Origin of the sequence: Curtobacterium sp. MCPF17_050 (genome assembly GCF_003224435.2) — a bacterium.
Taxonomy (GTDB): Bacteria; Actinomycetota; Actinomycetes; order Actinomycetales; family Microbacteriaceae; genus Curtobacterium.
In genome coordinates this window covers 2,369,994-2,395,353 of record NZ_CP126250.1, presented here as the reverse complement: position 1 = coordinate 2,395,353, position 25,360 = coordinate 2,369,994, and the positions used below count along the sequence as shown (strand labels likewise).

At 73.7% G+C, this 25,360-nt stretch carries 29 protein-coding genes; 17 read left to right on the top strand and 12 right to left on the bottom strand.

What is annotated here, in order from left to right; all coding sequences use genetic code 11:
• The first annotated feature begins 21 nt into the window (after nucleotides 1-21).
• The 3 genes from DEJ34_RS11390 to DEJ34_RS11380 are packed head-to-tail and all read left to right on the top strand — an operon-like array spanning nucleotide 22 to nucleotide 3,421.
• Complete coding sequence (locus DEJ34_RS11390) at nucleotides 22-1,308, top strand: pyridoxal-phosphate-dependent aminotransferase family protein (RefSeq protein ID WP_110911966.1); 1,287 nt, start codon at nucleotides 22-24, stop codon at nucleotides 1,306-1,308.
• Complete coding sequence (locus tag DEJ34_RS11385; protein ID WP_110911965.1) at nucleotides 1,305-2,597, top strand: allantoate amidohydrolase; 1,293 nt, start codon at nucleotides 1,305-1,307, stop codon at nucleotides 2,595-2,597. Before DEJ34_RS11390 ends, DEJ34_RS11385 begins: the two co-directional genes overlap by 4 nt.
• Nucleotides 2,594-3,421 carry a MurR/RpiR family transcriptional regulator gene (locus tag DEJ34_RS11380; RefSeq protein ID WP_110911964.1) on the top strand — a complete coding sequence of 276 codons (828 nt, stop codon included), beginning with the start codon at nucleotides 2,594-2,596 and terminating at the stop codon, nucleotides 3,419-3,421. Before DEJ34_RS11385 ends, DEJ34_RS11380 begins: the two co-directional genes overlap by 4 nt.
• Here the strand turns inward: DEJ34_RS11380 and DEJ34_RS11375 are convergent.
• Complete coding sequence (locus DEJ34_RS11375; protein ID WP_110890088.1) at nucleotides 3,388-3,924, bottom strand: SRPBCC family protein; 537 nt, start codon at nucleotides 3,922-3,924, stop codon at nucleotides 3,388-3,390. The genes DEJ34_RS11380 and DEJ34_RS11375 overlap by 34 nt on opposite strands.
• A gap of 36 nt (nucleotides 3,925-3,960) precedes the next feature.
• Here DEJ34_RS11375 and DEJ34_RS11370 point away from each other — a divergent pair, with 36 nt between their 5' ends.
• The 4 genes from DEJ34_RS11370 (at nucleotide 3,961) to epsC (ending at nucleotide 7,768) form a co-directional block, all read left to right on the top strand.
• Complete coding sequence (locus DEJ34_RS11370; protein WP_110911963.1) at nucleotides 3,961-5,004, top strand: YeiH family protein; 1,044 nt, start codon at nucleotides 3,961-3,963, stop codon at nucleotides 5,002-5,004.
• A 42-nt stretch (nucleotides 5,005-5,046) separates the two neighbouring features.
• Complete coding sequence (locus DEJ34_RS11365; protein WP_110911962.1) at nucleotides 5,047-6,096, top strand: dipeptidase; 1,050 nt, start codon at nucleotides 5,047-5,049, stop codon at nucleotides 6,094-6,096.
• 152 nt (nucleotides 6,097-6,248) lie between these two features.
• Nucleotides 6,249-7,187, top strand: coding sequence for a cysteine synthase A (gene cysK, locus DEJ34_RS11360; RefSeq protein ID WP_110911961.1), 939 nt, complete (start codon nucleotides 6,249-6,251; stop codon nucleotides 7,185-7,187).
• Nucleotides 7,184-7,768 carry a serine O-acetyltransferase EpsC gene (epsC, locus tag DEJ34_RS11355; RefSeq protein WP_258368414.1) on the top strand — a complete coding sequence of 195 codons (585 nt, stop codon included), beginning with the start codon at nucleotides 7,184-7,186 and terminating at the stop codon, nucleotides 7,766-7,768. The genes cysK and epsC overlap by 4 nt, the downstream gene beginning before the upstream one ends.
• Nucleotides 7,769-7,807: 39 nt before the next feature.
• Here epsC and DEJ34_RS11350 read toward each other — a convergent pair whose 3' ends face one another.
• Nucleotides 7,808-8,107 (bottom strand): excalibur calcium-binding domain-containing protein, encoded by a 300-nt coding sequence (locus tag DEJ34_RS11350; RefSeq protein WP_110824712.1) that lies wholly within the window; start codon nucleotides 8,105-8,107, stop codon nucleotides 7,808-7,810.
• Nucleotides 8,108-8,274: 167 nt separating this feature from the next.
• On the opposite strand from DEJ34_RS11350, the gene DEJ34_RS11345 reads away from it, so the two are divergent.
• Nucleotides 8,275-8,658, top strand: a complete 384-nt coding sequence (locus DEJ34_RS11345) for an MmcQ/YjbR family DNA-binding protein (RefSeq protein WP_110824711.1) — start codon at nucleotides 8,275-8,277, stop codon at nucleotides 8,656-8,658.
• Between the two features lie 15 nt (nucleotides 8,659-8,673).
• Here the strand turns inward: DEJ34_RS11345 and DEJ34_RS11340 are convergent, their stop codons facing one another.
• Nucleotides 8,674-9,309, bottom strand: coding sequence for an MOSC domain-containing protein (locus tag DEJ34_RS11340; RefSeq protein ID WP_110911960.1), 636 nt, complete (start codon nucleotides 9,307-9,309; stop codon nucleotides 8,674-8,676).
• 162 nt (nucleotides 9,310-9,471) lie between these two features.
• Between DEJ34_RS11340 and DEJ34_RS11335 the strand changes: the two genes are divergently transcribed.
• From DEJ34_RS11335 to DEJ34_RS11325, 3 genes are read left to right on the top strand one after another with little or no spacing between them, the layout of a single operon-like run.
• Nucleotides 9,472-10,038, top strand: a complete 567-nt coding sequence (locus DEJ34_RS11335) for an RNA polymerase sigma factor (RefSeq protein WP_110911959.1) — start codon at nucleotides 9,472-9,474, stop codon at nucleotides 10,036-10,038.
• The gene (locus DEJ34_RS11330) at nucleotides 10,035-10,745 is read left to right on the top strand and encodes a hypothetical protein (protein ID WP_146236955.1); all 711 of its coding nucleotides are present in this window, start codon (nucleotides 10,035-10,037) and stop codon (nucleotides 10,743-10,745) included. The genes DEJ34_RS11335 and DEJ34_RS11330 overlap by 4 nt, the downstream gene beginning before the upstream one ends.
• Nucleotides 10,742-11,113 carry a hypothetical protein gene (locus DEJ34_RS11325; protein WP_110911957.1) on the top strand — a complete coding sequence of 124 codons (372 nt, stop codon included), beginning with the start codon at nucleotides 10,742-10,744 and terminating at the stop codon, nucleotides 11,111-11,113. Before DEJ34_RS11330 ends, DEJ34_RS11325 begins: the two co-directional genes overlap by 4 nt.
• Before the next feature lie 118 nt (nucleotides 11,114-11,231).
• On the opposite strand, the gene DEJ34_RS11320 is transcribed toward DEJ34_RS11325, so the two are convergent.
• From DEJ34_RS11320 to DEJ34_RS11290, 7 genes are all read right to left on the bottom strand, one after another.
• On the bottom strand, nucleotides 11,232-12,107 hold the full coding sequence (locus DEJ34_RS11320) for an aggregation-promoting factor C-terminal-like domain-containing protein (protein WP_258368412.1): 876 nt from the start codon (nucleotides 12,105-12,107) through the stop codon (nucleotides 11,232-11,234).
• A 359-nt stretch (nucleotides 12,108-12,466) separates the two neighbouring features.
• Nucleotides 12,467-12,922 (bottom strand): MarR family winged helix-turn-helix transcriptional regulator, encoded by a 456-nt coding sequence (locus DEJ34_RS11315; protein WP_110911955.1) that lies wholly within the window; start codon nucleotides 12,920-12,922, stop codon nucleotides 12,467-12,469.
• 187 nt (nucleotides 12,923-13,109) lie between these two features.
• A complete protein-coding gene (locus tag DEJ34_RS11310; protein ID WP_110824705.1) occupies nucleotides 13,110-13,760 on the bottom strand; it encodes a GntR family transcriptional regulator in 651 nt (216 codons plus the stop codon).
• A 92-nt stretch (nucleotides 13,761-13,852) separates the two neighbouring features.
• A complete protein-coding gene (locus DEJ34_RS11305; protein ID WP_110911474.1) occupies nucleotides 13,853-14,308 on the bottom strand; it encodes a DUF1810 domain-containing protein in 456 nt (151 codons plus the stop codon).
• Nucleotides 14,305-15,129, bottom strand: coding sequence for a DUF2071 domain-containing protein (locus DEJ34_RS11300; RefSeq protein ID WP_110911475.1), 825 nt, complete (start codon nucleotides 15,127-15,129; stop codon nucleotides 14,305-14,307). Before DEJ34_RS11300 ends, DEJ34_RS11305 begins: the two co-directional genes overlap by 4 nt.
• Complete coding sequence (locus DEJ34_RS11295; protein WP_110890076.1) at nucleotides 15,126-15,527, bottom strand: DoxX family protein; 402 nt, start codon at nucleotides 15,525-15,527, stop codon at nucleotides 15,126-15,128. The genes DEJ34_RS11300 and DEJ34_RS11295 overlap by 4 nt, the downstream gene beginning before the upstream one ends.
• A gap of 99 nt (nucleotides 15,528-15,626) precedes the next feature.
• Nucleotides 15,627-16,937 (bottom strand): bifunctional phosphopantothenoylcysteine decarboxylase/phosphopantothenate synthase, encoded by a 1,311-nt coding sequence (locus DEJ34_RS11290; protein WP_110911513.1) that lies wholly within the window; start codon nucleotides 16,935-16,937, stop codon nucleotides 15,627-15,629.
• Between the two features lie 134 nt (nucleotides 16,938-17,071).
• Between DEJ34_RS11290 and DEJ34_RS11285 the strand changes: the two genes are divergently transcribed.
• Entirely contained in the window at nucleotides 17,072-17,860 is a 789-nt protein-coding gene (locus tag DEJ34_RS11285) for an NRDE family protein (RefSeq protein ID WP_110824701.1), read from the top strand.
• A 95-nt stretch (nucleotides 17,861-17,955) separates the two neighbouring features.
• Here DEJ34_RS11285 and DEJ34_RS11280 read toward each other — a convergent pair whose 3' ends face one another.
• Entirely contained in the window at nucleotides 17,956-18,873 is a 918-nt protein-coding gene (locus DEJ34_RS11280) for an SDR family oxidoreductase (protein WP_110911476.1), read from the bottom strand.
• 122 nt (nucleotides 18,874-18,995) lie between these two features.
• On the opposite strand from DEJ34_RS11280, the gene DEJ34_RS11275 reads away from it, so the two are divergent.
• The 3 genes from DEJ34_RS11275 to DEJ34_RS11265 all read left to right on the top strand — a co-directional run bounded on the left by DEJ34_RS11275 (nucleotide 18,996) and on the right by DEJ34_RS11265 (nucleotide 21,479).
• Nucleotides 18,996-20,105 carry an LLM class flavin-dependent oxidoreductase gene (locus DEJ34_RS11275; RefSeq protein WP_110911477.1) on the top strand — a complete coding sequence of 370 codons (1,110 nt, stop codon included), beginning with the start codon at nucleotides 18,996-18,998 and terminating at the stop codon, nucleotides 20,103-20,105.
• A gap of 87 nt (nucleotides 20,106-20,192) precedes the next feature.
• Nucleotides 20,193-20,816, top strand: coding sequence for a hypothetical protein (locus DEJ34_RS11270; protein ID WP_110824698.1), 624 nt, complete (start codon nucleotides 20,193-20,195; stop codon nucleotides 20,814-20,816).
• A 171-nt stretch (nucleotides 20,817-20,987) separates the two neighbouring features.
• Entirely contained in the window at nucleotides 20,988-21,479 is a 492-nt protein-coding gene (locus DEJ34_RS11265; RefSeq protein ID WP_110901589.1) for a pyridoxamine 5'-phosphate oxidase family protein, read from the top strand.
• Between the two features lie 57 nt (nucleotides 21,480-21,536).
• Here DEJ34_RS11265 and DEJ34_RS11260 read toward each other — a convergent pair whose 3' ends face one another.
• Nucleotides 21,537-22,778, bottom strand: coding sequence for a putative hexosyltransferase (locus tag DEJ34_RS11260; RefSeq protein ID WP_110824696.1), 1,242 nt, complete (start codon nucleotides 22,776-22,778; stop codon nucleotides 21,537-21,539).
• 122 nt (nucleotides 22,779-22,900) lie between these two features.
• Between DEJ34_RS11260 and DEJ34_RS11255 the strand changes: the two genes are divergently transcribed.
• Both DEJ34_RS11255 and DEJ34_RS11250 read left to right on the top strand, forming a co-directional pair.
• A complete protein-coding gene (locus DEJ34_RS11255) occupies nucleotides 22,901-24,325 on the top strand; it encodes an MFS transporter (RefSeq protein WP_110911478.1) in 1,425 nt (474 codons plus the stop codon).
• Nucleotides 24,326-24,510: 185 nt separating this feature from the next.
• Nucleotides 24,511-25,287 (top strand): endonuclease/exonuclease/phosphatase family protein, encoded by a 777-nt coding sequence (locus DEJ34_RS11250; protein ID WP_110824694.1) that lies wholly within the window; start codon nucleotides 24,511-24,513, stop codon nucleotides 25,285-25,287.
• Nucleotides 25,288-25,360 lie beyond the last annotated feature (73 nt).

The following is a 25,360-nucleotide window of genomic DNA, read 5'->3' as shown; positions in this document are numbered from 1 at the left end:
CAAGGAACGGAAGGTACGAACATGCATCCCGTCAACCCGCCGACACGGCTCCTCATGGGGCCCGGGCCGATCACCGCCGACCCCCGCGTGCTCCGCGCCCTGTCCACACCGCTCGTCGGCCAGTACGACCCGTGGATGACCGAGACCATGAACCGGACGCAGGAGCTGTACCGGCAGGTCCTCGGCACGCGGAACGACGCCACCGTCCTGGTCGACGGCACCTCGCGCGCCGGCATCGAAGCCGCCCTCGTCTCCCTCCTCGCCCCGGGCGACGCGGTGCTCGTGCCGGTGTTCGGACGGTTCGGGCACCTGCTCGCCGAGATCGCCGGACGAGCCGGTGCCACCGTGCACACGATCGAGACCGAGTGGGGGCAGGTGTTCCCGACCTCGGTCATCGAGGACGCGATCGCCCGTGTCCGTCCGAAGGTGCTGGCGATCGTGCAGGGCGACACCTCGACGACGATGAACCAGCCGCTCGACGAACTCGGCGCGATCTGTGCCCGGTACGGCGTGCTCTTCTACACCGACGTCACGGCCTCGGTCGGCGGCAACCCGCTCGAGGTGGACGCGTGGGGCATCGACGCGGTCAGCGCGGGCCTGCAGAAGTGCCTCGGCGGTCCCTCCGGCAGCGCGCCGCTGTCCCTCTCCCCGGCCGCGGTCGCCGTGCTGGACGTCCGTCGGAGCATCGAGGCCGGCATCCGCGAGCCCGGCGACGACGTCTCCGACGACCCGATCCGGTCGAACTACCTCGACCTCGCGATGATCCTCGACTACTGGGGACCCCGGCGCCTCAACCACCACACTGAGGCGGCGTCGATGCTCTACGCCGCGAACGAGTGCGCCCGCATCCTGCTCGAGGAAGGCCGCGACGCCGTCGTCGAACGGCACGCGCTCGCCGGGCGGGCGATGCTCGAGGGCGTCCGCGGACTCGGCCTGACGGTCTTCGGTGACGTCGGCCACAAGATGCACAACGTCGTCGCGGTGGAGATCCCGGACACGGTCCGCGGGGACGCCGTCCGCGCCGCGATGCTCGAGGACCACGGCATCGAGATCGGCACCTCGTTCGGACCCCTGCACGGGCGCGTCTGGCGGATCGGGACGATGGGCTACAACGCCCGGAAGGACACCGTCGTGACGACGCTCGCCGCCCTCGAACAGTGCCTGCGGCGCGGCGGGGCGGCCGTCCCGCAGGGCGGCGGCGTCGACGCCGCCCTCGACGTGTACGCGGCGGCGACCGACAGCGCACCGGCGGCCGTGCCCCCGATCCCGGACGCAGCGACGTTCGTCCCCGCCGGAGCGCCCGCGTGAGCGCCGTCGTGCAGGTGCCGCTGGCGAGCGATCGAGCGCGGGCCGCGGCGGACACCATCGTCGCCCGCTGTGACGAGCTCGCGGACGTCACCGAGACGCCCGGGCGGATCACCCGCGTGTACCTGTCGCCCGAGCACGCCCGGGCGAACGAGACCGTCGGGGCCTGGATGCGGGACGCCGGGCTGCGCACCTGGCAGGACGCCGCCGGCAACCTGCACGGATGCGCCGCGGGGGCGACGCCGGACGCCCCGGTGCTCCTGCTCGGCTCCCACCTGGACACCGTCGTGGACGCCGGTCGCTACGACGGCGTCGTCGGGGTCCTCATGGCCGTCGAGGTCGTCGCCCGCCTGGTCCAGGACCACGGGGCGCTGCCGTTCGCCCTCGAGGTGATCGCGTTCTCCGACGAGGAAGGCACCCGGTTCGGCAAGGCGCTGCTCGGGTCCTCCGCGGTCGCCGGCGTCTGGGACGAGTCGTGGTGGGACCTGCAGGACACGCACGGCACCACCCTCCGGTCCGCCTTCGAGTCGTTCGGCCTCGACCCCGGCCGGATCGCCGAGGCCGCGGTCGCACCGGCGTCCCTCGTCGGGTACCTCGAGGCGCACATCGAGCAGGGACCGTACCTGGAGCAGGCCGACCAGGCGCTCGGCGTCGTGACGAGCATCGCGAGTGCCCGGCGCTTCACGGTGCAGGCCGTCGGGGAGGCCCGGCACGCCGGCGGGACGCCCTACGATCGACGCCACGACGCACTGCTCGCCGCCGCCGAGGCAGCACTCGCCGTCGAACGGATCTGCCGTGCCGAGCAGCACATCGGCACCGTCGGCACCATGACGGTGGAACCCGGAGCCGTCAACGTCGTCCCGGGCCTCGCGACCTTCGCGGTCGACCTGCGCGGCCAGTTCGACGAGGGACGGGACCGCGTGTGGGACGCCGTCGCCGACGCCTTCCGCGAGATCGGGGAGCGCCGCGGGGTCGACGTGACACCGACCGAGGTGCACCGTGCCCCCGCGGTGTTCTGCGCGCCGCGACTCATGCACGCCGTCCGGGCCGGCATCGTCGCGACCGGCGAACCCGCACCGCTCGAACTGTTCTCGCGTGCCGGACACGACGCGATGTCCCTCGGCCTCGTCACCGACGTCGCGATGCTGTTCCTCCGCAACCCGGACGGCATCAGCCACCACCCGGACGAGTTCGTCTCCGCGGCGGACGTCGCCCTCGGCCTCGACGCGCTCGCCACGGCGGTCGAACGGCTCGCTGACGAGCACCTCCTCGCCGACGGAGCAGACGCGTGACGGTCCCGGACGTCCGCGGGCGGATCGACCGGGTGTGGGAGCGCCTCTCGCCCGCGGAGCGCCGGGTCGCCGCGATGATCCGACACGACCCGGAACTGCTGCTCGTCGGTACCTCGGCGCAACTCGCCGCGGAGTCCGGGACCTCGAAGGCGACGGTCTCGCGGCTCGTCCGGTCCCTGGGCTTCCAGGACGCCGCCGAGGTCCGGCAGAACCTGATGTCCGCCCGCGGCACCGGGTTGCCCTGGGCCGCCGAGGACGCCGCCCACGTGGACCAGCGCGCGGTGGAGGCGCGGAACCTCGACGTCGCCTTCGCCTCGCTCGCCCGGGCCGATCGTCCCCGGCTCGCCCGCCGGGTGATGCGCGCCCGCCGGGTCCTGGTGGTCGGCGAGCGCGGTGCGTACCCGATCGCCCTGCAACTGCGCGCGCAGCTCGCGCAGGTCCGTCCGGACGTCCGCATCGGCCCCTCGCCGGGGCAACGTCTCGGCGAAGAGGTCGCGGACCTCGACCGCCGGGACCTCGTGTTCATCGTCACCGTGCGACGGCACGCGGCCGGGGTCGACCGCGTGGTGCGGCACTGCGTCGGGACGGGCGCCGACGTCGTCGTCCTCGGCGACCCGACCGCGGCGCTCATCGCGGCACCGGCGGCCACCGCGGTCCTGTGCCCGGTCGACTCGCCGTCGGCCTTCGACTCCATGGCGGCCCTGTTCGCCGTGGTCGCGGCGATCACGAACGACGTCTACGAAGCGTCCGGACCAGCCGGACGGACGCGGGTCGAAGCCGTCGCGGACGCCTACGACACGCTCGGCGAACTCGCCGGGTCCTGAGGGCCGCGCTCCTGTGCCTCCCGCGGCTCCTGCGTCTGCCGGGACTCCCGTCCGGCTCGGAGCTCCGCCACGAGGGAGCGGTTCCGCTCGACGATGAGCGCCCGGAGGTACCGGCGCAGCACGAGCCCCTCGGCGATCGTCCCGAGCGGCCCGAAGGGGGCACGGAACGCGATCTCGTCCACCATCCGGGTCCCGTCCGCCGTGCGCTCGAACCGGTGCTCGTGCCGGAACCGGGCGAACGGCCCACGCACCTGTTCGTCGACGAACCGGTGCGGCGCCTCCAGGACGGTGACCTCGTTCGTCATCCGCCAGACGATGCCGAGGTGACGCGCGCGCCACGTGACTGACTCACCGAGCCCGATCACGCCGCTCGTCCGTCCGGCGACCGCCTGCTCCCCGCTCGCGGCCATCGACCGCAGGTGCGCGCCGATGTCGAGCGAGAGCGCGAAGGCGCGCTCCGGCGGCACCGGCAGGTCGGTCACGATCCGGAAGACAGCGCTCACGCGACGATCCTGCCGTACGGGCGGCAGGATGGTCACGTGACCGAAGCCGCCGTGCGCCCGCTGGACCGAGCCGGGAGGCTCCTGCCCGGACTCGCACTCGCCACCGGCATCGCCGTGGTCGCCACCGTGATCGGGCGCTTCCTGCCCGTCGTCGGCGCTCCGGTCAGCGGCGTCCTCATCGGGGCCGTCATCGGGACGATCCGTCGTCCGGGCGCGGTGTTCCGGCCGGGCATCTCGACCGCGAGCAAGACCGTCCTGCAGTGCTCGGTGGTGCTCCTCGGCGCCCAGCTGTCCCTGCTGCAGGTCGCGCGCGTCGGGGTGGCGTCGTTGCCGGTGATGCTCGGCACCCTCGTCGTCTGCCTGCTCGCAGCGTGGGGCATCGGTCGCGCGCTGGGCGTCGTCGGCAACCTGCGGACGCTGATCGGGGTCGGGACGGGGATCTGCGGCGCCTCCGCGATCGCCGCGGTGGCCCCGGTGATCGGCGCGGTGTCGATCGAGGTGGCGTACGCCGTGTCGACGATCTTCCTGTTCAACGTGGCCGCGGTCGTCGTCTTCCCCGTGGTGGGGCACGCGCTCGGGATGAGCCAGCACGCGTTCGGTCTGTTCGCGGGAACCGCGGTGAACGACACCTCGTCGGTCGTCGCCGCGGCGAGCACCTACGGGGCGGGCGCTGCGGACTCCGCGGTCGTCGTGAAGCTCGTCCGCACCCTGATGATCATCCCGGTCGTGCTCGGGTTGGCCTGGTTCGTCGGGCGTCGTTCGGACCCCGCGGCGGCCCCGATGACCACGCCGCCGCGCTGGTCGCCGCGTCGGGTGACCCGCCTCGTGCCCTGGTTCCTCATCGGCTTCGTGCTGGCCGCCGCGGTGAACTCCACCGGTCTCGTCCCCGGTCCGGCGCACCCGGTGATCGCCGCGGTCGCCGCGTTCCTCATCACCGTCGCACTCAGCGCGATCGGGCTCTCCACCGACCTGGCCGGGTTCCGCCGGGCCGGGTTCCGCCCGCTGCTGCTCGGCGGCGCCCTGTGGGTCGTGGTGTCCCTGTCCAGCCTCGGCCTGCAGGCCCTCACCGGCAGCCTCTGACCCACCGCTGGCTCGCCGCCGACCTGGCGCTACGGTCGGGGGATGGACCTCGACGCCCTCGCCTTCCCCGTCATCGACGGACACAACGACCTGCCGTGGGAACGCCGCGACACGCACGCGTCCGGTCTGGACGGCATCGACTCCGAGACCGACTCCCTCCACACCGACCTGCCGAAGCTCCGCGCCGGTGGGGTCGTGGGCCAGTTCTGGTCGGTCTACGTACCCGTCGAGGAGCCGGACCCGGTCCGCACGACCCTCCAGCAGATCGACCTCGTGCACCGCATGGTGGACCGGTACCCGGACGACCTGGCCCTCGTCCGCACGGCTGACGAGGTCCGGGCTGCCGTCACGTCCGGCCGCATCGCCTCGCTCCTCGGCGCGGAGGGCGGCCACTCCATCGGGGACGACCTCGCGGTCCTCCGCGACTTCGCCCGGCTCGGCGTCCGCTACATGACCCTGACGCACACCGAGGACACTCCGTGGGCTGACTCGGCCACGGGAGCGCGGGCGCACGACGGACTGACCGATCGCGGACGAGAGGTCGTCGCCGAGATGGAACGCATCGGCATGCTCGTCGACCTGTCGCACACCGCGCCGACCACGATGCGGGACGCCCTCGACGTCGCCACACGACCGGTCGTGTTCAGCCACTCGTCGACCGTCGCGGTCGCCGACCACCCACGGAACGTCCCCGACGACGTGCTCGCCCGTCTCGCGGACAACGGCGGCGTGGTCATGGTGACGTTCGTGCCGGCGTTCGTCTCGCGGGCGTGGGCGGACTGGGAGGAGAGCGGATCGGTCGGGGAGCCGCCGCACGTGACCGTGGCGGACGTCGCCGACCACGTCGAGCACGCTCGGGACGTGGCAGGAGCCGCGCACATCGGGCTCGGTGGCGACTACGACGGCACCCCGGTGCTGCCGCCGGACCTGCGAGACGTGTCCCGGTACCCGGTGCTGGCCGAGGAGTTGCGCCGCCGCGGTTGGGGCGACGCGGACCTCCGGGCACTCGCCGGCGGCAACGTCCTGCGGGTACTCGAGGCCACGGACGAGCGCTTCGCGCGGACGGCGCACCTCGCGGTCGCTCCGCGCTGACGGACGGGAGGCGCGGGTCGTCGGTACGCTCGGCACCGCTCCGCGCAGCGTGCCGTCACGGAACAGGGCCGCCCTGGGTGCGGTCGCTAGGATCGCGAGCGCACCGCGCCTCCACGGGAGGGGCTGCGGCAACCGACGTGAGGACGGAACCGATGAGCGGCACCATCTACGACGACATCACCCAGGCCTTCGGCAACACCCCGCTCGTGCGGCTGAACCGTCTGCCGCAGGAGGGTGGGGCCGAGGTCCTCGCCAAGCTCGAGTTCTACAACCCCGGTGCGAGCGTCAAGGACCGTCTGGGTGTCGCGATCATCGACGCCGCCGAGGAGTCCGGCGAGCTGAAGCCCGGCGGCACGATCGTTGAGGGTTCGTCGGGCAACACCGGCATCGCCCTCGCCCTCGTCGGTGCGGCCCGCGGGTACAAGGTCATCATCACGATGCCCGAGACCATGAGCGTCGAGCGTCGGGCCGTGATGCGCGCGTACGGTGCCGAGATCGTGCTGACGCCGGGCTCCGAGGGCATGAAGGGCGCCGTCGCCCGCGCCGGTCAGATCGTCGACGAGACCCCGGGCGCGATCCTCGCGCACCAGTTCGAGACGACGGCGAACGCGGCGATCCACCGCAGGACCACCGCGCAGGAAATCCTCCGCGACACCGAGGAGCACGTCGACGTGTTCGTCGCAGGCGTCGGGACCGGCGGCACCATCACCGGTGTCGGGCAGGTCCTCAAGGAGCGGGTCCCCGGCGTGCAGGTCATCGCCGTCGAACCGGCCGACTCGCCCCTCCTGACCAAGGGCACGGCCGGTCCGCACAAGATCGCCGGCATCGGGGCGAACTTCGTCCCCGAGGTCCTCGACCGTTCGGTGATCGACGAGGTCATCGACGTCGAGCTCGACGACGCGCTGCGGGTCGCGCGCGCGTTGGCGACGGAGGAGGGCATCCTGTCCGGCATCTCGTCGGGCGCCATCATCCACGCAGCCCTGCAGGTCGCGGCGCGGCCGGAGAACGCCGGCAAGCGCGTCGTCGCGATCGTCTGCGACACGGGGGAGCGCTACCTGTCGACGGTGCTCTTCGAGGGGCTCTCTGCGTGACGACGGCTCCACGCCGCGGCGTGCTGCGGACGGTCCGGGAGGACCTCGCAGCAGCACGCCGCGGTGACCCCGCCGCCCGCGGGGACCTCGAGAACGCGATCGTCTACTCGGGCCTGCACGCCGTCTGGTCGCACCGCGTCGCGCACCGGCTGTGGCACGCGCGCGGCCTGCCCGGCTCCCGCACGGTGGCGCGCATCCTGGCGCAGGCCACCCGGACCCTGACGGGGATCGAGATCCACCCGGGTGCACGGATCGGACGGCGGTTCTTCATCGACCACGGCATCGGCGTGGTGATCGGGGAGACGGCCGTGATCGGTGACGACGTCCTCGTCTTCCACGGCGTGACGCTCGGGGGTCGGGGCGGAGGCCCGGGGCCGGGTTCCAAGCGCCACCCGACGGTGGGCGACCGGGTCGTCCTGGGGGCGGGCTCCGCCGTCATCGGCGGGATCACGGTCGGCGACGACTCGGTCGTCGGAGCCGGCACGGTCGTCACGAAGGACGTGCCGCCCGGCTCCGTCGTCACCGGCGTCGCCGGGACGGCCCGGCCACGTTCCGGTCACGAGGGCGTGCCGGAACTCTGAACCGTCCCGCCCGGCCTGCACCGGTGCGCGTCGGAGCGGTCAGCTCTTCTCGCAGGCGATCCCGTCGGCGTCGCGGTCCATCTTCTTGTTCGCGTTGTAGAGCGCGTCGTCCTTCTTCACGGTGCCCTTGAGCGCGCGGTACGACGTCTTCCCGGCGGAGGTCACCTTGTTCTTCGTGACCGACTTCTTCGCGATGCCGCCCGAGTACACCTTGTGGACGGCGGTGCAGTTCGCGTAGGTCTTCGGGGCCGCGGAGGCGCTGGTCGCGGTGCCGACGACGCCGCCGACGGTGAGCGCGAGCGCGAGGGCGGTGACGCCGAGGGTGCGGGTGGTCTTCATGGCGGTTCCTCCGGAGCGATGACCGGCGTCGGGTACGCAGGCAGGACGAGGGTACTGCGAATCGATGAGGCATCTTCACCCCCCGATCGAGGCATGCACCGACCCGGCCTCGACACCGCGACCCGTTCCGTCCCGTCGGTGTCCGTGGTCCCCGTCATCATGGGTGCATGGACGGCAGCACCCTGCAGTCGGTCGCCGCACGGACGGCGATGGCCCTCCCGGCAGTGACCGAGACGCAGCCCTTCGGCGAGGGCACGGACGTCTACAAGGTCGTCGAGAAGATGTTCGTGATGACGACCGAACTCCGCGGCGTCGCGATCGTCACCCTCAAGTGCGCGCCGCCGCACGGTGCCGCGCTGGTGCGGGACCTCGCCGAGGTCACGCCGGGCTGGCACATGGACAAGCGCCACTGGATCACGCTCTCCCCGGGACCCGGACTCGACGAGGCGTTCGTCGAGGACCTCGTCGCGAACGCGTGGGACCTCGTCGTCGCAGGCCTGCCCCGTGCCCGTCGTCCACTCGACCCGACCCGCGGTGCTCAGCAGCCCTGACCCGGCCGTCCCCGGTCAGACGGCGGCGCGCCGGAGCGCGAGCTGGGCCTCCCGGACGACCTTCGGAGCGAGCCCGTCACCCGAGGCGAGCACCGCAGCTGCCTGGTCCGCGCTGAGTCCGGCGAACATCTGCCCGATCGTGACGCCGTGCTCGGGGCGCGCCAGCACCGTCACGGTGTCGCCCGCGGCCACGGGGCCGGAGCGCTTGACGCGGAAGTACGCACCGGGGCGGCCCTCCTCCGCGAAGCGCTTGACCCACTTGTCGACCCCCATCCGCCGGGCGAAGGTGCCGCACGGGGTCCGCGGGATCGTCGCCTCGAGTTCCAGGACCTCGCCGATCCGCCACCGCTCGCCGATGACGAGGCCGGTGACGTCGATGCCGGAGGTGCGCAGGTTCTCGCCGAAGAGCCCGGGCGGGATCGGCCTGTCGAGCTGTTCGGCGAAGTACGCGGCGTCCTCGTCGGCGTACACGTAGACGGCCTGGTCCTCACCGCCGTGGTGCTTCCGGTCCGCCTGCACGTCGGCGTGCAGGCCGAGGGGACGGACGCGGACCGGACCCGGCACCGGTCGCTTGTCGATCGCGGTGATGCCGATCGTGCCGGAGTCCCGGAGCAGCTGGTCGACGCGGCAGACGGCGGTGACGACGGACATGGGGACAGCCTGCCGTACGTCGGCCCGGGCGCGCACCCGTGCGCATCGGGCACGCCGGATCCGGTGTGACGATCCGGCGCCGGCGTCCGTCTCATCGGCGTCCGAGCGCTCCGGTCCGCCGACACGCGGGCCGTTCGCAACCGCTCCCAGTAGAAGGGGACCGTGCAGCCGCAGCAACACCGGACGGATTTCGTCGACCTCGACGACGAGGTGCTCGCCGACCGTGCCACCGACGGTGACGTCCGGGCGTTCGAGGTCCTCATCCGACGACACACGCCGCTGCTCCGGGCCTACGCGCGACGCACGCTCGGGTCGACGGACGAGCTCGACGACGTGGTCCAGGAGACCTTCATCACCGCCTGGAACCGACTCGACGGGCTCGAGGACCGCCGGCGGGTCAAGGCCTGGCTGATGCGCATCCTCAGCCGGAAGTGCCTGGACCGCATCCGGTCGCGCCGGGACCACGACGACGTCACCGAACTCGAGGTCGCTGCACCGTCCGACGCGGCCCCCGAGCGGGTCGCCGAGGCGCACTCCCGCGAGGACGCCGTCGACCGCGCTCTCAGCGCACTGCCCGTCGACCAACGCCGGTGCTGGGTGATGAAGGAGGTCCTCGAGTACCGCTACGAGGACATCGCCGAGGAGCTCGGCCTGCCGACGTCGACCGTCCGCGGGATCCTGTCCCGCGCCCGGAAGAACATGATCCGACTCATGGAGGGATGGCGATGACCGCCGCACCCGAACCGACCGCCGCGTCCGGACCGGACGGTGCGCCCGGACCGGACGGCGCGCCCGTGCCGGACGAGCCCGGCCTCGCGACCCTCGAGCCCGAGGACCTGGACGGGCACACGATCGACGAGCTCTCCGACTACCTCGACGCCGGGATGCAGCCGGCGGACCCCACCATCGACGACAGCCCCGCGTGCCAGAACGCCCTCGCCGCCATCCTGCGGGTGCGACACGCCTCGCTCGCGTCGCTCGACCAGGCGGCCGAGGCCGAGCCGCCCGCCGACGAGTCCTGGATCGGCGGCGTCCTGGCGAACATCTCGCTCGAGGTCCGCGCCGGACGGGACATCCCGCTGCGCGCCGCGGCCCCGACCGAGCGCCCGGTCCTGACCGAGGGCGCCGTCCGGTCACTCGTCCGTCGTGCCGGCGACGAGGTCCCCGACGTGGTCGTCTCCCGCTGTCTGCTCGACGGTGACGTGACGGCGCTCGCGGCACCCGTGCGGGTCTCGGTGGAGATCGCCGTGGTCGCCGGCAACCGGCTCGTCCCGACCGCGGACGCCGTGCGGCTGGCCGTCGAGGAGGCACTCGCCACGCAGACCGACCTGACCGTGGTCGCGGTGGACGTCGTCGTCCGTGACCTCATCACACCCCGGACGACGGACGAGGGGACCACGGACGAGCGGACCACGGACGAGGAGACCTCGCGATGACCGACCAGACCACCACCGGCGGCGACGTCACCGACGAGACCGCCACACCCTGGACCGCGGAGACGCTCCTGGCGGTCGAGGCCGCCGTGCTCGCCGTCCCCGGCGTCACCGACCTCTACCGGCCGCGGCCGACCATCGGCAGCGCCGTCGCGGCCGTCCGGCGCCTCGCCCCCGGCGTTGCCGGTGCGGGCCCGGCCGGTGCGCGCGTCGGCGTCGACGGTCCGGTGCTCCACCTGGTCATCGGGACGGACGGGAGCGCGCCGGCCCCCGCCGTCGCACATGCCGTCCACGACGCCGCGCTCGCGGCCGCGTCCGCCGCGGGTCGGACACCGACCCGCATCGACGTGCGGGTCGCGCGCATCGGCTGACGGTCGTCCTCGGCCCGGGCTGCGCCGGACGGGAGGCCCGACACCGGCCCGTCACGTCGCTCGCTCACCACCTGGTCGGCCCGGGACGTCGGGCGGTCGCGGCAGCGGGTTGCCCGGCTCAGTACCAGTTGACCGCCTGCGAGTGCGACCACGCGCTGCACGGGGTGCCGTAGGAGGCGTCGATGTAGCGCAGGCCCCAGGTGATCTGGGTGCTGGCGTTCGTCTGCCAGTCGGCGGCGACCGAGGCCATCTTCGAGCCGGGGAGCGCCTGCGGGATGCCGGTCGCGCCGCCGTCCGGGTTGACGGCCTGGTAGTCCCAGCCGGACTCCTTCGTCCACAGGCTGTCGAGGCACTGGAACTGGTCTGCGCCCCAGCCGTACTCGGACGCCGCCATCGACGCCGCCGCGGTCTTCGCCCCGGCGGGGGTGTTCGCGCGAGCGTGCGCTTCGGCGGCGGCCCGTTCCGCCGCGGCACGAGCGGCGGCTGCCTCCGCCGCGGCCGCCCGGTCGGCAGCCCGCTGCGCTGCCGCCTGCCGGTCGGCGGCGTCCTGCGCGTCCTGGTCCGCGCTCGCCTGAGCGACCTCCTGCGTGGTGTCGACGGTCGCGGCGATGCGTTCGGTCAGCGCCGAGCCGGACAGCGAACGGATGTCCGCCAGCGATGCGATGTGCTGCTCGAGCTCGGCGGTGTCGGTCTCGTCGTTGGCGTCCTGCACGACGGTGCGGGCGGTCGCGACCGTCGCTGCGGCCTGGGCCCGGCCGAGGTCGGTGCCGCTCAGGCCGGGGGTCGCGGAGGCGCTGGGCACGCCGAGCGCGTCGCCGAGCGCGGGCTGCGTCACGGTGAGGGCGCCGCCGGCGATCGCGACGACCGCGGCCCCGCCGGCGAGGAGGACGCCGTGCTTGCGCAGGGTCCGACGCATGCGACGGGAGGGGGTGTCGAGGGCGGCGCGGCGGGTGCCGGGTGCCGGGGCACCGGTGCGGGGAGTGGTTCGCGTCATGGTTTCCGGGGGTCGGCCGGCTCGTGGTGCGGGTCCTCGGTGGACGGCTGTCCGGACGGGTGCGCGGGTGGGGCGCACGCCGGACACCGGTGCGGCCGAGCGTCGGGGACGGTCGGGCGCACCGGGGAGACGACAGGGGTGGGAGACCCTGCCGTCCGCGTCGTCGCGTGGACCCGCGAGCCGGGGGAGGAGCGGACGGTGGTGTGGGGCCCGTCCGTTCCGCCGCGGCGCGGTGACGCTCAGGTCACCCGCGGGGCGAAGCCGCCACGATGACCCGTGATCCTGGACGTGTCGTCAGCACCTGCGCACCGGAGACCGGCCGGAGGCCCGGTAACGGTTCGGTAACGAGGCGCGAGCGGTCAGGAGGACCCGGCCGCCCGGGCGGTCGGACTCTGGGCGACGCGCTCCAGTGCGTCGAGGGCGCGGGCGATCGCGTCGACGTCGTCGGGGGACAGTTCCGCGATGAGGCCGGCGACGATGCCGGTGCGCTCCGAACGGGCCGCGTCGACGGCGTCCACGCCAGCGGGTGTCGCGCTCACCATGAAGGCCCGGCCGTCACGCGGATCGGCGTCGCGCTCGATGAAGCCGCGCTGCTCGAGCTCGGTCAGGATGCGGGTCATCGTCGGCTTGGTGACGACCTCGATCCGCGACAGGTCGCCGGGGCGGAGGGGACCGTGCTGCACGACGGAGGCGAGTGCCGACACGATGCCGTAGCCGAGTGACGCGGAGTCGGTGCGCGCCCGCCGGTTGATCCGACCGACCGCCGCGGCGAGACGTGCGGCGACCTCGGTGCGGTCCGGGTCGAGGTCGGTCATGGCTGCTCCGCGGGGATCGGTCGGGTGGTGAGCACGATCGTAGCGGTCGCCGGGGCGGTGCAGATCGGGGGACACGAGCGTGACGGCCGGGATCGGCGGGACCGTGTCCGGTGACGAGGCCAGGCCCTGCTCCCGGTCGGCCCGCCCCGATCCTGTGTGGACGTTCAGGGAATCAACGGCGACGGGGTCAGCGCTTCTCGCCCGGGAGGAGGTGGATGGCCTCGGTGGCGAGCTCCGCGGCGACGTTGTCCCCGTCGGCCGTGGCCGTCCGGAGCCGCCGGAAGTCCTCGGTCATCCGGTCCCAGTCGACGAGCCGGTCGAGGTCCGGCAACCGCAGCCGGAAGGCCAGGCCGTCCATCGTGTCGCGGCAGACACGCTGCAGGTCCGCGTTGCCGCACTCGTCGACGTACAGCGCGAAGACCCCGAGGGCGCCACGGTTCACCGCCGGGACGTCGTGTGCCTCGAGCTCGGTGACGGTCGTGTCGAGCGCCGACAGGATCCGCTTCCGCGCGGCCACCGACAGACGCGGCACGGCCAGCCGGACGACGCCGCCGAACAGCACGCCGAGCGTCTGCATGGCCTCGACGACCTGCGCCGGGTCCGGGGTCGTCACGCGGGTGTACCGGTTCGGTGCCATCTCGATGAGCCCTGCCCGGGCGAGCTGGCTGAGGGCCTCGCGGATGGGGGTCCGGGAGACGCCGAGCCAGGCGATGAGCTCCTCGTCGTTCAGGCGCTCCCCGGGCTCGAGGGTCCCGTCCATGATCGCCTCGTGGATCTTCTGCCGGACGGTGTCGCGGAGCAGCTTGTGCTCGGTCGGGGCGGTGCTGGGGACCGGCATGCGAGGACCTTCCGGATCGGGGGCGGGGGCGGGGGCGGGGGCGGGGGCGGGGGCCTCCTCACCGTACCTGATGTGCTACCGGCAGGATGTGGTCAGGCCAGGTCGAGCAGGCGCAGCGTCGCGGGGTCCTCGTGGCCGTCGAACCACCGCTCCAGGACGGCCCGGAACGGTGCCGGGTCGTCGGCGGCACGGGCGAACAGGGTCATCGACGACCGGGCCTTCACGGCGTCGATGCCGCCGAACAGGTCCTCGGCCGAGTCCGCCGGCGCGTCGGCGGCCGCGGCCGCGGCGTCGAGCAGTCGCGGTCCGAGCACCGGGTGTGCGAGGACCGCCCGGGCTTCCGGCAGGCCGGTCACCGCGTAGTGGCGGGCGGTCGAGCTCCGACCGAGGCCGGCGACCTGCGGGAACACGAACCACATCCAGTGCGACCGCTTCCGCCCGGACCGGAGCTCGGCGAGCGCGGTCTCGTGCACGCCGTGTTGGGCCGTCACGAAGCGGGCGAGGTCGAACGGGTCGTCGCCGTCCGACCCGTCGTGCACGGTGCTCATCGGACGACGTCCCCCCAGGCGTAGCGGACGGTGGTGCCGTCGACGACGAGCACGGAGTCGGGAGCCCGGTCGAACAGGCCCGGCAGGCCGACCGCGTCGGGCAGGTCGCCCTCGAGCCGTTCGAGTCGGGCGGACCGCACGGTGAGCGGCGGGTGCTGGCGCTGCCAGAACAGGGTCTGCGCGAGCAGCCGTGCGTGGATGCCGGCACGGGTGGTCAGCTCGGCGGCCAGCGGTGAGTGGTCGATGTCGCCGGCGACGGCGCGCACCGAGGCGGCGTGCCGGACGGTGGACGGGCCTGGCGTCCGGCGGGCCGCGCGGGCCAGGCGGACCGCACGGATCGGGTGCCGCACGCGCCCGGGGTGCCGGACGGACCGGTGGCCGACGGTCTCGCCGCGGCGACGGGAGCGTGCCCAGGCGAACGTGTACGGCACGCCGAGCAGCGCGTGGGCGGCGACGATGGCGGGGACGTTCGGCGTGTCCACGGTCAGGTACGCGATCCCGCGGCGGCCGGCGTCGTCGACCGTGAGGACCTCGATCGTGACCTCGGTCATCCTGCCGAGGCGGGTGGACGGCGGGAACGGTGGGACCTGCGTCTCACGGAACACGTGGGCGACGAGCCCGACCCAAGCGCTGCCGTCGACGACGTCCGGACGGGTGCCGCGCGGGACCAGCCGTGCGAGCGTCTCGGGTTCGCAGCGCCAGTGCGCGAACACGATGTCGTCCCAGGCGTGGACCGTGACCGGTCGGTGCAGCAACGCGACGGAGGCCCGGGACCGCGGTGCACCCCGTCCCGGCGCCGGCGTGGGCGCGGCCTCGCTCATCGGCGTGGGGCGTGTCGGGCCACCCGCACGGCCCACGCGACGAGCGGGGCCTGCAGGGGCAGACGGAGGACGGCGACCAGGCGTGCGGTCCGGCTGGACCGGGGGCTGTCGAGCAGGTCCCCGGCCATCTTGAGGTTCGCGGGGAAGACGGCGAGGAAGAGCGCCGCAGCGGCCCACCCGGCACCGCGTCGGGTCGCCGGGACGAGGAGCCCGGCGGCGATGCCGAGCTCGGCGACGCCGGACGCGAGGGTGGTCGTCCGTGGCGGGAGGGCGTCCGGCACGATGCGGTCGTACCCGCGGGGCCGGAGGAAGTGCGTCACGCCCGCACCGCCGAGGATGAGGGCGAGGACACCGGCGGTCCTCGTCGCACGTCGTGCACGTCTGGTCCGCCGTCGCATCGCTCCATCGTGCCCGTCGTGCCCCGGCGCACGCCCAGGTCGGTCCGGGGTCGGCATCGCGGGTCGGGAGGGCGCGCGTGCCCCGGACGGCGGCACCACTCAGGCCAGCGCGGTCGCGACCAGGTCGAGGACGGCCGTGGCGACGTCGGCTTTCGAACCGGAGGTCTCGCGGACGACCTCGCCGCCGGGCACCAGGACCTCGATCGCGTTCTCCTCGCGCTCGAAGCCGTGCGACCAGCCGACGTGGTTGACGACGAGCAGGTCGGCCGGCTTCCGGGCGATCTTCGCGCGCCCGAGCTCGATGCGCGCCTCGCGGTCGGGTTCGGTCTCGGCGGCGAACCCCACGATGACCTGCCCGACCCGCCGGGCGGCGACGAGTTCGGCCAGGACGTCCGGGTTCTTCACGAGTTCGAGCGTCATCCGGTCGCCCTGCTGCTCCTTCTTGAGCTTCGACTCGAGCACCTCGGCCGGCCGGTAGTCGGCGACCGCCGCGGTCATCACGACGACGTCGGCTGCGGGCGCGGCGGCGTGCACGGCAGCGGCGAGCTCCTGCGCCGACCCGACGCGCACGACCTCGACGGGCAGGTCCGCGGTGAGCCCGGGGTCGGTGTTCGCGGCGACGAGGGTCACGTCCGCGCCCCGGCGCGCGGCCTCCGCGGCGAGCGCGATGCCCTGCCGGCCGCTCGACCGGTTGCCGACGAACCGCACCGGGTCGAGCGGTTCGCGGGTCCCGCCCGCGCTGACCACCACGCGGACGCCGGCCAGGTCGCCCTGCTCGCCGCGGGCGCCGGTGTGGAGGCTCGGTGCCGCTCCGGCCATGTCGGCACCCCCGTGCGCGTCCCCGCTGTCCGTCCCGTCGAGCACGGCGAGTGCGGCCCGCACGATGTCCTCCGGTTCGGACATCCGGCCGATGCCGGCGTCGTCGCCGGTCAGGGCGCCGACGACGGGACCGACGACGTGCACGCCACGGGCGCGGAGTGTCGCGAGGTTCGCCCTGGTGGCCGGGTGGTCCCACATCTGCGGGTGCATCGCGGGGGCGACGACGACGGGTGCCTCGGTCGCGAGCAGGGTCGTGCCGAGCAGGTCGCCGGCCAGGCCCGCGGCCATCTTCGCGAGGCTGTCCGCGGTGGCGGGGGCGATCACGACGAGGTCGGCGCGACGGCCGAGTGCGACGTGCCGCACCTCGGCGACGTCGTCCCAGACGCTCGTGGAGACGGGGTTGCGGCTGAGCGCCTCCAGGGTCGGCAGCCCGACGAACCGCAGCGCGCCCTCGGTCGGGACGATGTGCACGTCGTGGCCGCGCTTCACGAGGTCGCGGACGACGCCGACGGCCTTGTAGGCGGCGATCCCGCCGGTGATGCCGACGACGACGGTGCGGGGGCGGACGGTCTGCGGGGCTGCCTCGTTCACGGCGCTCACGCTACCCGCCGAGCGCACGCGTGCGGCCGTCGCTCGGGCGACCGGCGGGGGAACGTGCGAGCGGCGACCCTGGGGAGCGCCGGCGGTGGCGGGGAACGCCGACGCCGGGTGGCAGGATCGCCGTCATGTGCACCGTCGTCGTCCGTGTCGATCCCGCCGCGGCCTGGCCCGTGACCATGCTCGCGCTGCGTGACGAGTCGCCGGACCGGCCGTGGGACCCGCCGGCGGCGTGGTGGCCGGACCGCGATCCCGGGGTCCGGGGCGTCCGCGACCAGCAGGCCGGGGGTGCGTGGCTGGCCGCGTCGGACCGTGCCGGGCTCGCGGTCGTGCTCAACCGGTGGGAGGACACCCCGGGAGTCGACGGGTCCTGGACGACCCGTGGCACGCTGCCGCTCGACGCCGTGGTCGACGGCGTCCTGCCGGGCGCGGCCGGCACCGCGCCGACGAGCCGGGCCTTCAACCTCGTGCGCGCGACGGCCGACGGGGCCGAGGTCGTCACCTGGGACGGGTCGGCCGTCCGGACGACCGTGCTCGGGCCCGGCGTGCACATGGTCACGCACGGCGAGCCGGACGACCCGGCGGCGCCCCGGATCGGCCGGTGGCTCGACGCGTTCCGGGCCGCGCCGGCGCCGACGGGCCCGCCAGCTCGGGACCCCTCCGACGAGGTGGGCCGCACGGGGCCGGCTGCCGACGAGGACGGCTGGGGTCCGTGGTTCGACGTGCTCGACGGCTCGACCGTCCTGCCCGCCGACGACCCGGACGCGATCCTGCGGGACACGGTAGAACCCGAGGGGCACTTCGCGACCCTGTCGATCGTCGCCGCGGCGGTCGGACCGGAGCGGACGGTGCTGCGTCACACCCGGCTCGCACAGCCGGGGGTCCTGCACGGGCCGCTGACGCACGACCACGCGTAGGCGACCATCCTCGGAGGGCCGAGGACGGGCCTCCCGGCGGGGGCGACTGGTGCGGTGTCCGCCGGGAGGCCCGGCCCGGGTCCCGCGGACCGGCGTCAGTCCGGCAGGCGGGTCCCGGTGAGGTCCTCGGCGACCGCCCAGAGCGAGCGGGCGAGGTCGACGCCCCGTGCCGAGCGCGGGATCGGCGCGAGCGTCGTCGGCCCGGTGAGGCCGAGCGGCCCGGCCGGTCCGTAGTAGGCGCCGGACACCGCACCCGGCCCCACGGCGGCGTAGAGGAGCGGCTCAGACCCCTGCTCGACGCCCTGCGTCCAGGGGAACGCCCGGTCGCTCGCGTGGACGGGGCGGTCGCGGCCGAGGGAGCGGCCCGCCGCCTGCAGGTTCGTCCGCGTGAAGCCGGGGTGCGCGAGCGTCGAGCTGAGGCCCCACTCCCGCGTGATCGCGACCTGGTGCAGGTGCAGCCCGAGGAGCAGGTCGGCGAGCTTCGACTGCGCGTAGGCGAGCCACGGCTGGTAGCCGCGCTGCCACTGCAGGTCGTCGAAGTGGATCTTCCCCGGCACCGCGGCGATGCTCGACATGGTCGTCACGCGGGGCGCCTCGGCGCGGAGGAGCGTCGGCAGGAGCAGGTTCGTCAGGGCGAAGGGGCCGAGGAAGTTGGTCCCGAACTGCAGCTCGAACCCGTCGACGGTCTCGAAGCGCTCCCGCGGGGCCATCACGCCGGCGTTGTTGACGAGGACGTCGAGCGGTCGGTCGTCGGCGATGACGCCGTCGGCGAAGCGGTGCACGCTCGACAGGTCGGCGAGGTCGAGCTCCCGGACCTCGAGGTCGGCGTCCGGGTGCTCACGACGGATCTCCGCGGCGGCGTCCTCGCCCTTCGACGGGGTGCGGACCGCGAGCACGATGCTCGCGCCGGCCCCGGCGAGCCGGCGGGCGGCCTCCTTGCCGGTGCCGCTGTTGGACCCGGTGACGACGATGCGTCGGCCGGTCTGGTCGGGGAGGGTCGAGGACTGCACCATGGGGTGGACCGTACACAGCGGCGCTGTGCCCGGCTCGCCCGCGGCAGGGGGTGCGGTCGGCGGGCGATCGTGCTAGTTTTCATGCGTTCGCATTGATCGACTGCGAGATCCGGGAGGGTCCCATGAGCAACGCCTTCGGCACGAACCGACCCTCGGACGTCCCGCCGCCCGCACCCGACCGGGTCGGCCCGGTGCAGCTCGGCCTCGACACGTTCGGCGACGTCACCGACGGTCCTGCCGGTAGCCCCCTCACCCACGCGCAGACGCTGCGGAACCTACTCGAGGAGGCCGTCCTCGCCGACCAGGTGGGCATCGACTTCATCGGCGTCGGCGAGCACCACCGCGCCGACTACTCCGTGAGCGCCCCCGAGGTCGTCCTCGCAGCGATCGCCGCCCGGACCGAGCGCATCCGCCTCGGTTCCGCCGTGACCGTGCTGTCCTCCGACGACCCGGTCCGCGTGTACGAGCGCTTCGCCACCGTCGACGCGATCTCCGACGGGCGCGCCGAAGTCGTCCTGGGCCGCGGGTCCTTCACCGAGTCCTTCCCGCTGTTCGGCTTCGACCTGCAGGACTACGAGGTGCTCTTCGAGGAGAAGCTGCAGCTCTGGAGCGCCCTCCGTGGCGGCGACACCGTCACGTGGCAGGGCACGAAGCGCGCCTCGCTCGTCGAGCAGGACGTCTTCCCGAAGCTCGAACACGGCCCCATCCCGACCTGGATCGGCGTCGGCGGGTCCCCGCAGTCGGTCATCCGCGCCGCGTCCTACGGCATGCCGCTGTTCCTCGCGATCATCGGGGGGCAGCCCGCGCAGTTCGCCCCGTACGCCCGGCTCTACCGCCAGGCGCTCGACCAGCTCGAGCTCCCGCAGCAGCCGATCGCGATGCACTCGCCCGGGTTCGTCGCCGAGACCGACGAGGAGGCCGCCGAGCGCTACTGGCCGTTCCACAAGGCCGTCACCGACCAGCTCGGTCGTGAGCGTGGCTGGCCGCCCCTCGACCAGGCTGGATACCGCGCCGGGCTGTCCGCGGGCGGGTCCCTGTACGTCGGGTCGCCGGAGACCGTCGCGCGCAAGATCGCGCGGAACATGCGCATCCTCGGCGTCACCCGGTTCGACATGCGGTACGCGACCGGTCGCCTGCCGCACGAGGACATGATGCGGTCGATCGAGCTGTACGGCACGCGGGTCGCGCCGCGCGTCCGCGAGCTGCTCGCGGAGCCGGTCCCCGTCCCCTGATCCACCACCGGACGGGCTGACCCGTCGCCGGACGGGCTGACCGGTCCGCCCGGCGGTTCCCGGGCTGCTCCGCGTACCGTCTGCCGCATGTCGCCGAGCAACGAGACCACCGAACGACGGTTCCGCGGACGGATCCTCGGCGCCGGGAGCACCTCCGGCGTCCGGTTCGTCGTCGGCATGTGGGAGTCGTCCCCGTTCGGCGCGTTCACCGACGTGTTCGTCGAGCTGCCCGACGGGTCGAGTGTGCTCCTCGCGCCCGACGAGATCGTCGCCGCCTACGTCTCCGGCACCTACCGGTTCGACGCGGTGTCGGTCGTGGACATCAGCGCCCGACGCACCGCGCGCGGACTCGAACTCGACGCCGGGCCCCTCGTCGCCTCGGTCGACGTCGGCACGATCTCCCCGCTCGGTCGGGTGCTCCGCATCGTCCCGAAGCGCATCGCCCGCGACCCGCGGTGGCTCACCGTGATCGACCCCGTCGCGAAGCTCGTCGCTCCTGGAGCGGGCACCGCCGGCACCGCGGGGGGCGGCCGCCGCGAGTACTACGGCGTCACCGGGGCGCACGACGTGGTCGGTGTCCGTGGCACCTGGGCGGGGGAGCCCCTCGGGGAGCTCGCGCCCCTGGACCCGCCGGTGCGGTTCGGCTTCGCGTCGCTGCCGCGGATCCCGCAGGTGGTCGACGTCGAGACGACCATCCGCGAGCGCGCCTGACCGCTGCCGTCCGCGCCGACGCGGCCAGAGCGGCGTCGCGGGGGTGGGACGGGCCTCCCGGCAGATGTCCCTCGCGCATCCCGAGCCGATCGGGGCAGACTGGAGGGAACGGTTCGCGTCACGGAGCCGGCCTCGTGCCGGCAGTCGGGGCGCACGACGCAAAGGAGCATCATGACCGACACCCAGACCGACCACCGCGCCGCCATCTCCGACATCGTCCACGGAGCACGGACGGCACTGCTCACGACCGTCAGCGAGGACGGCCAGCTGCACGCCCGACCCCTCGCCGTGCAGGACAAGTCCTTCCACGGGACGCTGCGGTTCCTCGTGCAGGACGGCAGCGAGAAGGTCGAGGACATCGCCCGGAACCCGCACGTCAACGTCGCCATCGAGTCGCAGGGCGGGTACCTCTCCATCGCCGGCACGGCGACCGTCACCGAGGACCGCGCGGTGGTCGACGAACTCTGGTCGCCGTTCGCCGAGGCGTGGTTCCCGGACGGGCGCGACGACCCGTCGATCCGGCTGCTCACGGTGCAGGGCGTCTCGGTCGAGTACTGGACGCAGGACGCCGGTCCGGTCGGGGGCCTCGTGCAGACCCTCAAGGCCGCGATCGGGCACCAGTCCCAGCCGGACGTCGGCAGTCACGGCACGCTCGAGGTCTGACGCACGTCGCCGCCCGGGTCGTGTCCGACACGAGCCCGGGCGCCGGCGACGGTCCCGTCAGGGCGGGCCGAGCAGCCAGAGGAGCGCGACGAACACCGGCTGCAGCACCAGGGCGCCGGCCACCAGCGTCCACCGCAGTCCCGGCTTCGCAACCAGCTCCGGCGACCCCATCAGCGGCGCGAGGGGCATGAGCAGCCGGGGCGTGGACGCCATCGGCAGCGACACCGCGAAGACGTACAGCGCGTACCCCGCGGCGAACACCACCGTGGTGGTCCCGAGCTGCCGGGTGGAGCGGCGCGACAACCACAGCGGGTAGAGGACGAGCAGGAGCACGACGAGGAGCACGCCGCCGACGCCGAGCCACTTCGCGGTGGTGAGGAACCACGGCGACAGCGGCACGAAGTGCACCCGGCCGATGAAGTTCACCCACCAGGACATCTCGGTCGCGAGGTACGCGTCCGGACGACCGGTCGCCCAGGCCGCGATGACGGGCCACGCCGATCCCGCCGCCGCCATGACGAGCCCGGCGACGACGACCTTGACCCGCTCCGCGACCGGGAACCCGTCGAGCGACCGGGCGCCCGTCCGCCGCGCCGCGAAGTACCGGAGGAGCGCGAGCACACCGAGCGTCAGCGGGATGGCGAGCGCACCGGGACGGGTGAACGCGGCGACGACCCCGAGGACGGTGAGCAGCCCGTACCGCCGTCGTTCCATCGCCAGCAGCGCCCCGAAGGTCAGCGCCAGGAAGGCGGTCTCGGCGTACCCGACCTGCAGCAGGAACGACAGCGGACCGCACGTGAAGAAGAAGACCGCCCACAGTGCCGCGGTCGCACCGGCGTGCTCCTGGACGAGGCGGTGCAGCAGGAACGTCGCGACGAGGCCGGCGACGATCGCGACGGTCGGGGCGCCGATGGTGAACGGCAGACCGGTCGACACGGTGAGGAGCCGGATGGTGAACGGGAACGCGGGCAGGAACGCCCAGGCGTTCTGTGCGACGTGTCCGGTGGCGTCGATCGGCAGGACCGAGGGGTACCCGTGCAGCGAGATCGCCTCGTAGTACTGCCCGTCCCACGACGTCAGGAACGCCGTGAACCCGTGGTCGTTGCCCCAGATGGCATTGTCCGGCTGCACGCGCGAGACGAGTGGGTACACGACCATCAGCCACATCGTCGACACCAGGCGCCCGACGGTCCAGAGCAGCAGGACCGCCGACCACGCCGGCAGGCTGACGACCGTGTCGACCACGCGGCGACGACCCGCGGCGACCGAGCCGGTGAGGACCCCGTCCAGGCGGCTCATGCGCGCGGTCCGCAGAGGTCGGGGTGGGCAGACGGCACGACTCCACGGTAGTCGTCGCTCGCTGGGGAGGGGGGACACCTCGCGTCACGGATCACGCAGCGGTCGGACTAGCATCCGGAGCGATGACGACGACGACACGACGGACGAGCAGCACGGCGGTCGCCGTGCTCGTGGCGGGCACCTTCTTCATGGAGCTCCTGGACGGGACGATCCTGGCCACGGCGGCACCGGCGATGGGGCGCGACCTCGGCGTCGACTCCGCCGCCGTCGGTGTCGCGATCACCGCCTACCTCGTCACCCTGGCCGTGTTCATCCCGGTCAGCGGGTGGATCACCGACCGCGTCGGGTCCCGGACCGTCTTCGTGGGCGCGATCGCGCTGTTCACGCTCGCCTCGGCGCTCTGCGCCGCCTCGACCGGACTCGTCGAGCTGACGCTGTGGCGGATCCTGCAGGGCCTCGGCGGTGCGCTGATGGTGCCGGTCGGGAGGCTCGTGGTGCTCCGCAGCGCGGGTCGCGACCAGCTCGTCACGGCGATCGCGATCCTGACGTGGCCCGCGCTCGCGGCGCCGATCATCGCGCCCTTCCTCGGCGGGGTGCTCGTCGACACGCTGTCCTGGCACTGGATCTTCCTCGTCAACATCCCGCTCGGGGTGGTGGCCGTCGTCGCGGCGCTCGTCCTCGTCCCGCAGGAGCGTGCGCCGGAGCGGGTGCCGTTCGACTGGCGCGGGTCGGTGCTCGCCTGCCTCGGGCTCGGCGCGCTCGTCGTCATGGCGTCGTTGCTCGCCCTCGAGACCGTGCCCGTCGTGCCGGCCGTCGTCGCCGGCGTCGTCGGTGCGGGATGCACCTGGCTCGCGATCCGGCACTTCCGCCGGGCGCCGCACCCGATCATGGGGCTCGACGCGTTCCGGCTCGAGACCTTCCGTGTCTCACACGCAGGCGGCAGCCTGTTCCGCCTGGCGGTGTCCGCGGTGCCGTTCGTGCTGCCGCTGCTCTTCCAGGACGCCTGGGGGTGGACCGCACTCGAGGCCGGGTCCGCCGTCCTCTGGGTCTTCGTCGGCAACCTCGGCATCAAGCCCGCGACCACGCCGTTCCTGCGCTGGTGGGGGTACCGTCCGGTCATCGTCGTGTCCTCCGCCCTCGCGGCGCTGTCCGTCCTGGCGATGGTGTTCCTCACGCCGGAGACGCCGTTCTGGCTGCTCGCGGTCCTCCTCGTCGTCAGCGGTGCCGCACGGTCGGTGGGGTTCACCGCGTACAACACCATCGCGTTCGCGGACGTGGAGCAGCCGGACATGACCGCCGCGAACACGCTGTCCTCGACACTGCAGCAGACCGCGGCCGGGTTCGGGGTGGCCGTCGTCGCCGTCGTGCTCCGGGCCGCGTCGGGCCTCGGCGGGGAGGGTCTCGCCGGTACGGCGCCGTACGCGGTCGCCTTCGGCGTGATCACGGTCCTGCTGCTCGTCGCCTGCGTCGAGGGGCTGCTCATGAGCCGGACCGCGGGGGAGACCGTCCGTCCGACCCGCCGCGTACGGGAGCCGGCGGGGCGCTGACGGGGCGGTGCGGGGCGCCAGCGGCGGGGTCGGCCGGCACGCGGTCGGGTCGTCACCGACCGTCCACCGCCACGTCACGTGTCCGCGATCCGCACCGCGCTACAGTCTCAGCAACCTGCTGCGGTGTCCGAGTACCGTGACCGCCGCAGGAGAGAGGGCCGATCGGGCCCGGAACGGAAGGCAGCATGGCGGCGCCACAGGAACAGGCAACGACAGACTCGACCACCGAGGTCCGGCAGACCGCCCTGCGCGTCGTGAGCTACAACCTCCGTGAGCACACCGCGAACAGCGAGCTCGCGGCCCTCGCCGAGTCCTCGCAGGCCGACGTGCTCTGCGTGCAGGAGTGCGACAGCACCGACCTCGCCACGTCCGTCGGCGGCCTGACCCTCGCCGCGTCCACCCAGGCGAACCGGCTCGGCCTCGCCATCTACAAGCGCGACGACCGGTTCGACGTCCGCGACCTCGGCATCCACTCGCTGCAGAAGTCCCTGCACGACCGGGTGCTGTCACCCGCGCACGAGCGCCTCATCGCCATGCACCTGTACGACCGGGAAGCCGACACCGAGGTCATCGTCGCGTCCTTCCACGCCTCGCCCCTGACGGCGACGAACTCGCTGCGCCGCAAGCAGATCGAGGCCGCGCACGACTTCGTCCGCGACCTGTCGAGCGAGGCCCCGGCGATCATGGTCGGCGACTTCAACTACCCGTGGTTCCAGACGAACCTGCGCCGGAAGATCGAGGAGTCCGGCTTCGCGCTGTCCCTGTCCGACCAGCCGACGTACCTGCGCTACCGCAAGTTCACCGGCCACTTCGACTTCGCCACGAGCGTCGGCCTGCACATCGCCGGGGTCGAGACCCTGCCCGCGGGCATCTCCGACCACCGCCCGATCCTGGTCCGTGCGGACTACGAGGAGCCCGCCGCGGTGGAGGCCCCGGCCGCGGAGGACGCGCCCGCCGCGTAGCCGCCCGCCGCGTAGCCGAACGACGCGCCGCGCACGTTGCGCGGGGTCGCACGACCTGCCGCTGCCCCTGCCG

Bases quoted from the DNA above. Each gene is read 5' to 3' on its own strand.
- DEJ34_RS11340 (WP_110911960.1), bottom strand. From the start codon at position 9,309: ATGTCCGTCGTCACCGCCGTCTGCCGCGTCGACCAGCTGCTCCGGGAC.
- DEJ34_RS11305 (WP_110911474.1), bottom strand. From the start codon at position 14,308: ATGAGCACCGTGCACGACGGGTCGGACGGCGACGACCCGTTCGACCTC.
- DEJ34_RS11350 (WP_110824712.1), bottom strand. From the start codon at position 8,107: ATGAAGACCACCCGCACCCTCGGCGTCACCGCCCTCGCGCTCGCGCTC.
- DEJ34_RS11285 (WP_110824701.1), top strand. From the start codon at position 17,072: ATGTGCACCGTCGTCGTCCGTGTCGATCCCGCCGCGGCCTGGCCCGTG.
- DEJ34_RS11300 (WP_110911475.1), bottom strand. From the start codon at position 15,129: ATGAGCGAGGCCGCGCCCACGCCGGCGCCGGGACGGGGTGCACCGCGG.
- DEJ34_RS11255 (WP_110911478.1), top strand. From the start codon at position 22,901: ATGACGACGACGACACGACGGACGAGCAGCACGGCGGTCGCCGTGCTC.
- DEJ34_RS11250 (WP_110824694.1), top strand. From the start codon at position 24,511: ATGGCGGCGCCACAGGAACAGGCAACGACAGACTCGACCACCGAGGTC.
- DEJ34_RS11325 (WP_110911957.1), top strand. From the start codon at position 10,742: ATGACCGACCAGACCACCACCGGCGGCGACGTCACCGACGAGACCGCC.
- DEJ34_RS11280 (WP_110911476.1), bottom strand. From the start codon at position 18,873: ATGGTGCAGTCCTCGACCCTCCCCGACCAGACCGGCCGACGCATCGTC.
- cysK (WP_110911961.1), top strand. From the start codon at position 6,249: ATGAGCGGCACCATCTACGACGACATCACCCAGGCCTTCGGCAACACC.
- DEJ34_RS11310 (WP_110824705.1), bottom strand. From the start codon at position 13,760: ATGCCGGTCCCCAGCACCGCCCCGACCGAGCACAAGCTGCTCCGCGAC.
- DEJ34_RS11315 (WP_110911955.1), bottom strand. From the start codon at position 12,922: ATGACCGACCTCGACCCGGACCGCACCGAGGTCGCCGCACGTCTCGCC.
- DEJ34_RS11265 (WP_110901589.1), top strand. From the start codon at position 20,988: ATGACCGACACCCAGACCGACCACCGCGCCGCCATCTCCGACATCGTC.
- DEJ34_RS11320 (WP_258368412.1), bottom strand. From the start codon at position 12,107: ATGACGCGAACCACTCCCCGCACCGGTGCCCCGGCACCCGGCACCCGC.
- DEJ34_RS11275 (WP_110911477.1), top strand. From the start codon at position 18,996: ATGAGCAACGCCTTCGGCACGAACCGACCCTCGGACGTCCCGCCGCCC.
- DEJ34_RS11295 (WP_110890076.1), bottom strand. From the start codon at position 15,527: ATGCGACGGCGGACCAGACGTGCACGACGTGCGACGAGGACCGCCGGT.
- DEJ34_RS11330 (WP_146236955.1), top strand. From the start codon at position 10,035: ATGACCGCCGCACCCGAACCGACCGCCGCGTCCGGACCGGACGGTGCG.
- DEJ34_RS11365 (WP_110911962.1), top strand. From the start codon at position 5,047: ATGGACCTCGACGCCCTCGCCTTCCCCGTCATCGACGGACACAACGAC.
- DEJ34_RS11270 (WP_110824698.1), top strand. From the start codon at position 20,193: ATGTCGCCGAGCAACGAGACCACCGAACGACGGTTCCGCGGACGGATC.
- DEJ34_RS11345 (WP_110824711.1), top strand. From the start codon at position 8,275: ATGGACGGCAGCACCCTGCAGTCGGTCGCCGCACGGACGGCGATGGCC.
- DEJ34_RS11260 (WP_110824696.1), bottom strand. From the start codon at position 22,778: ATGAGCCGCCTGGACGGGGTCCTCACCGGCTCGGTCGCCGCGGGTCGT.
- DEJ34_RS11390 (WP_110911966.1), top strand. From the start codon at position 22: ATGCATCCCGTCAACCCGCCGACACGGCTCCTCATGGGGCCCGGGCCG.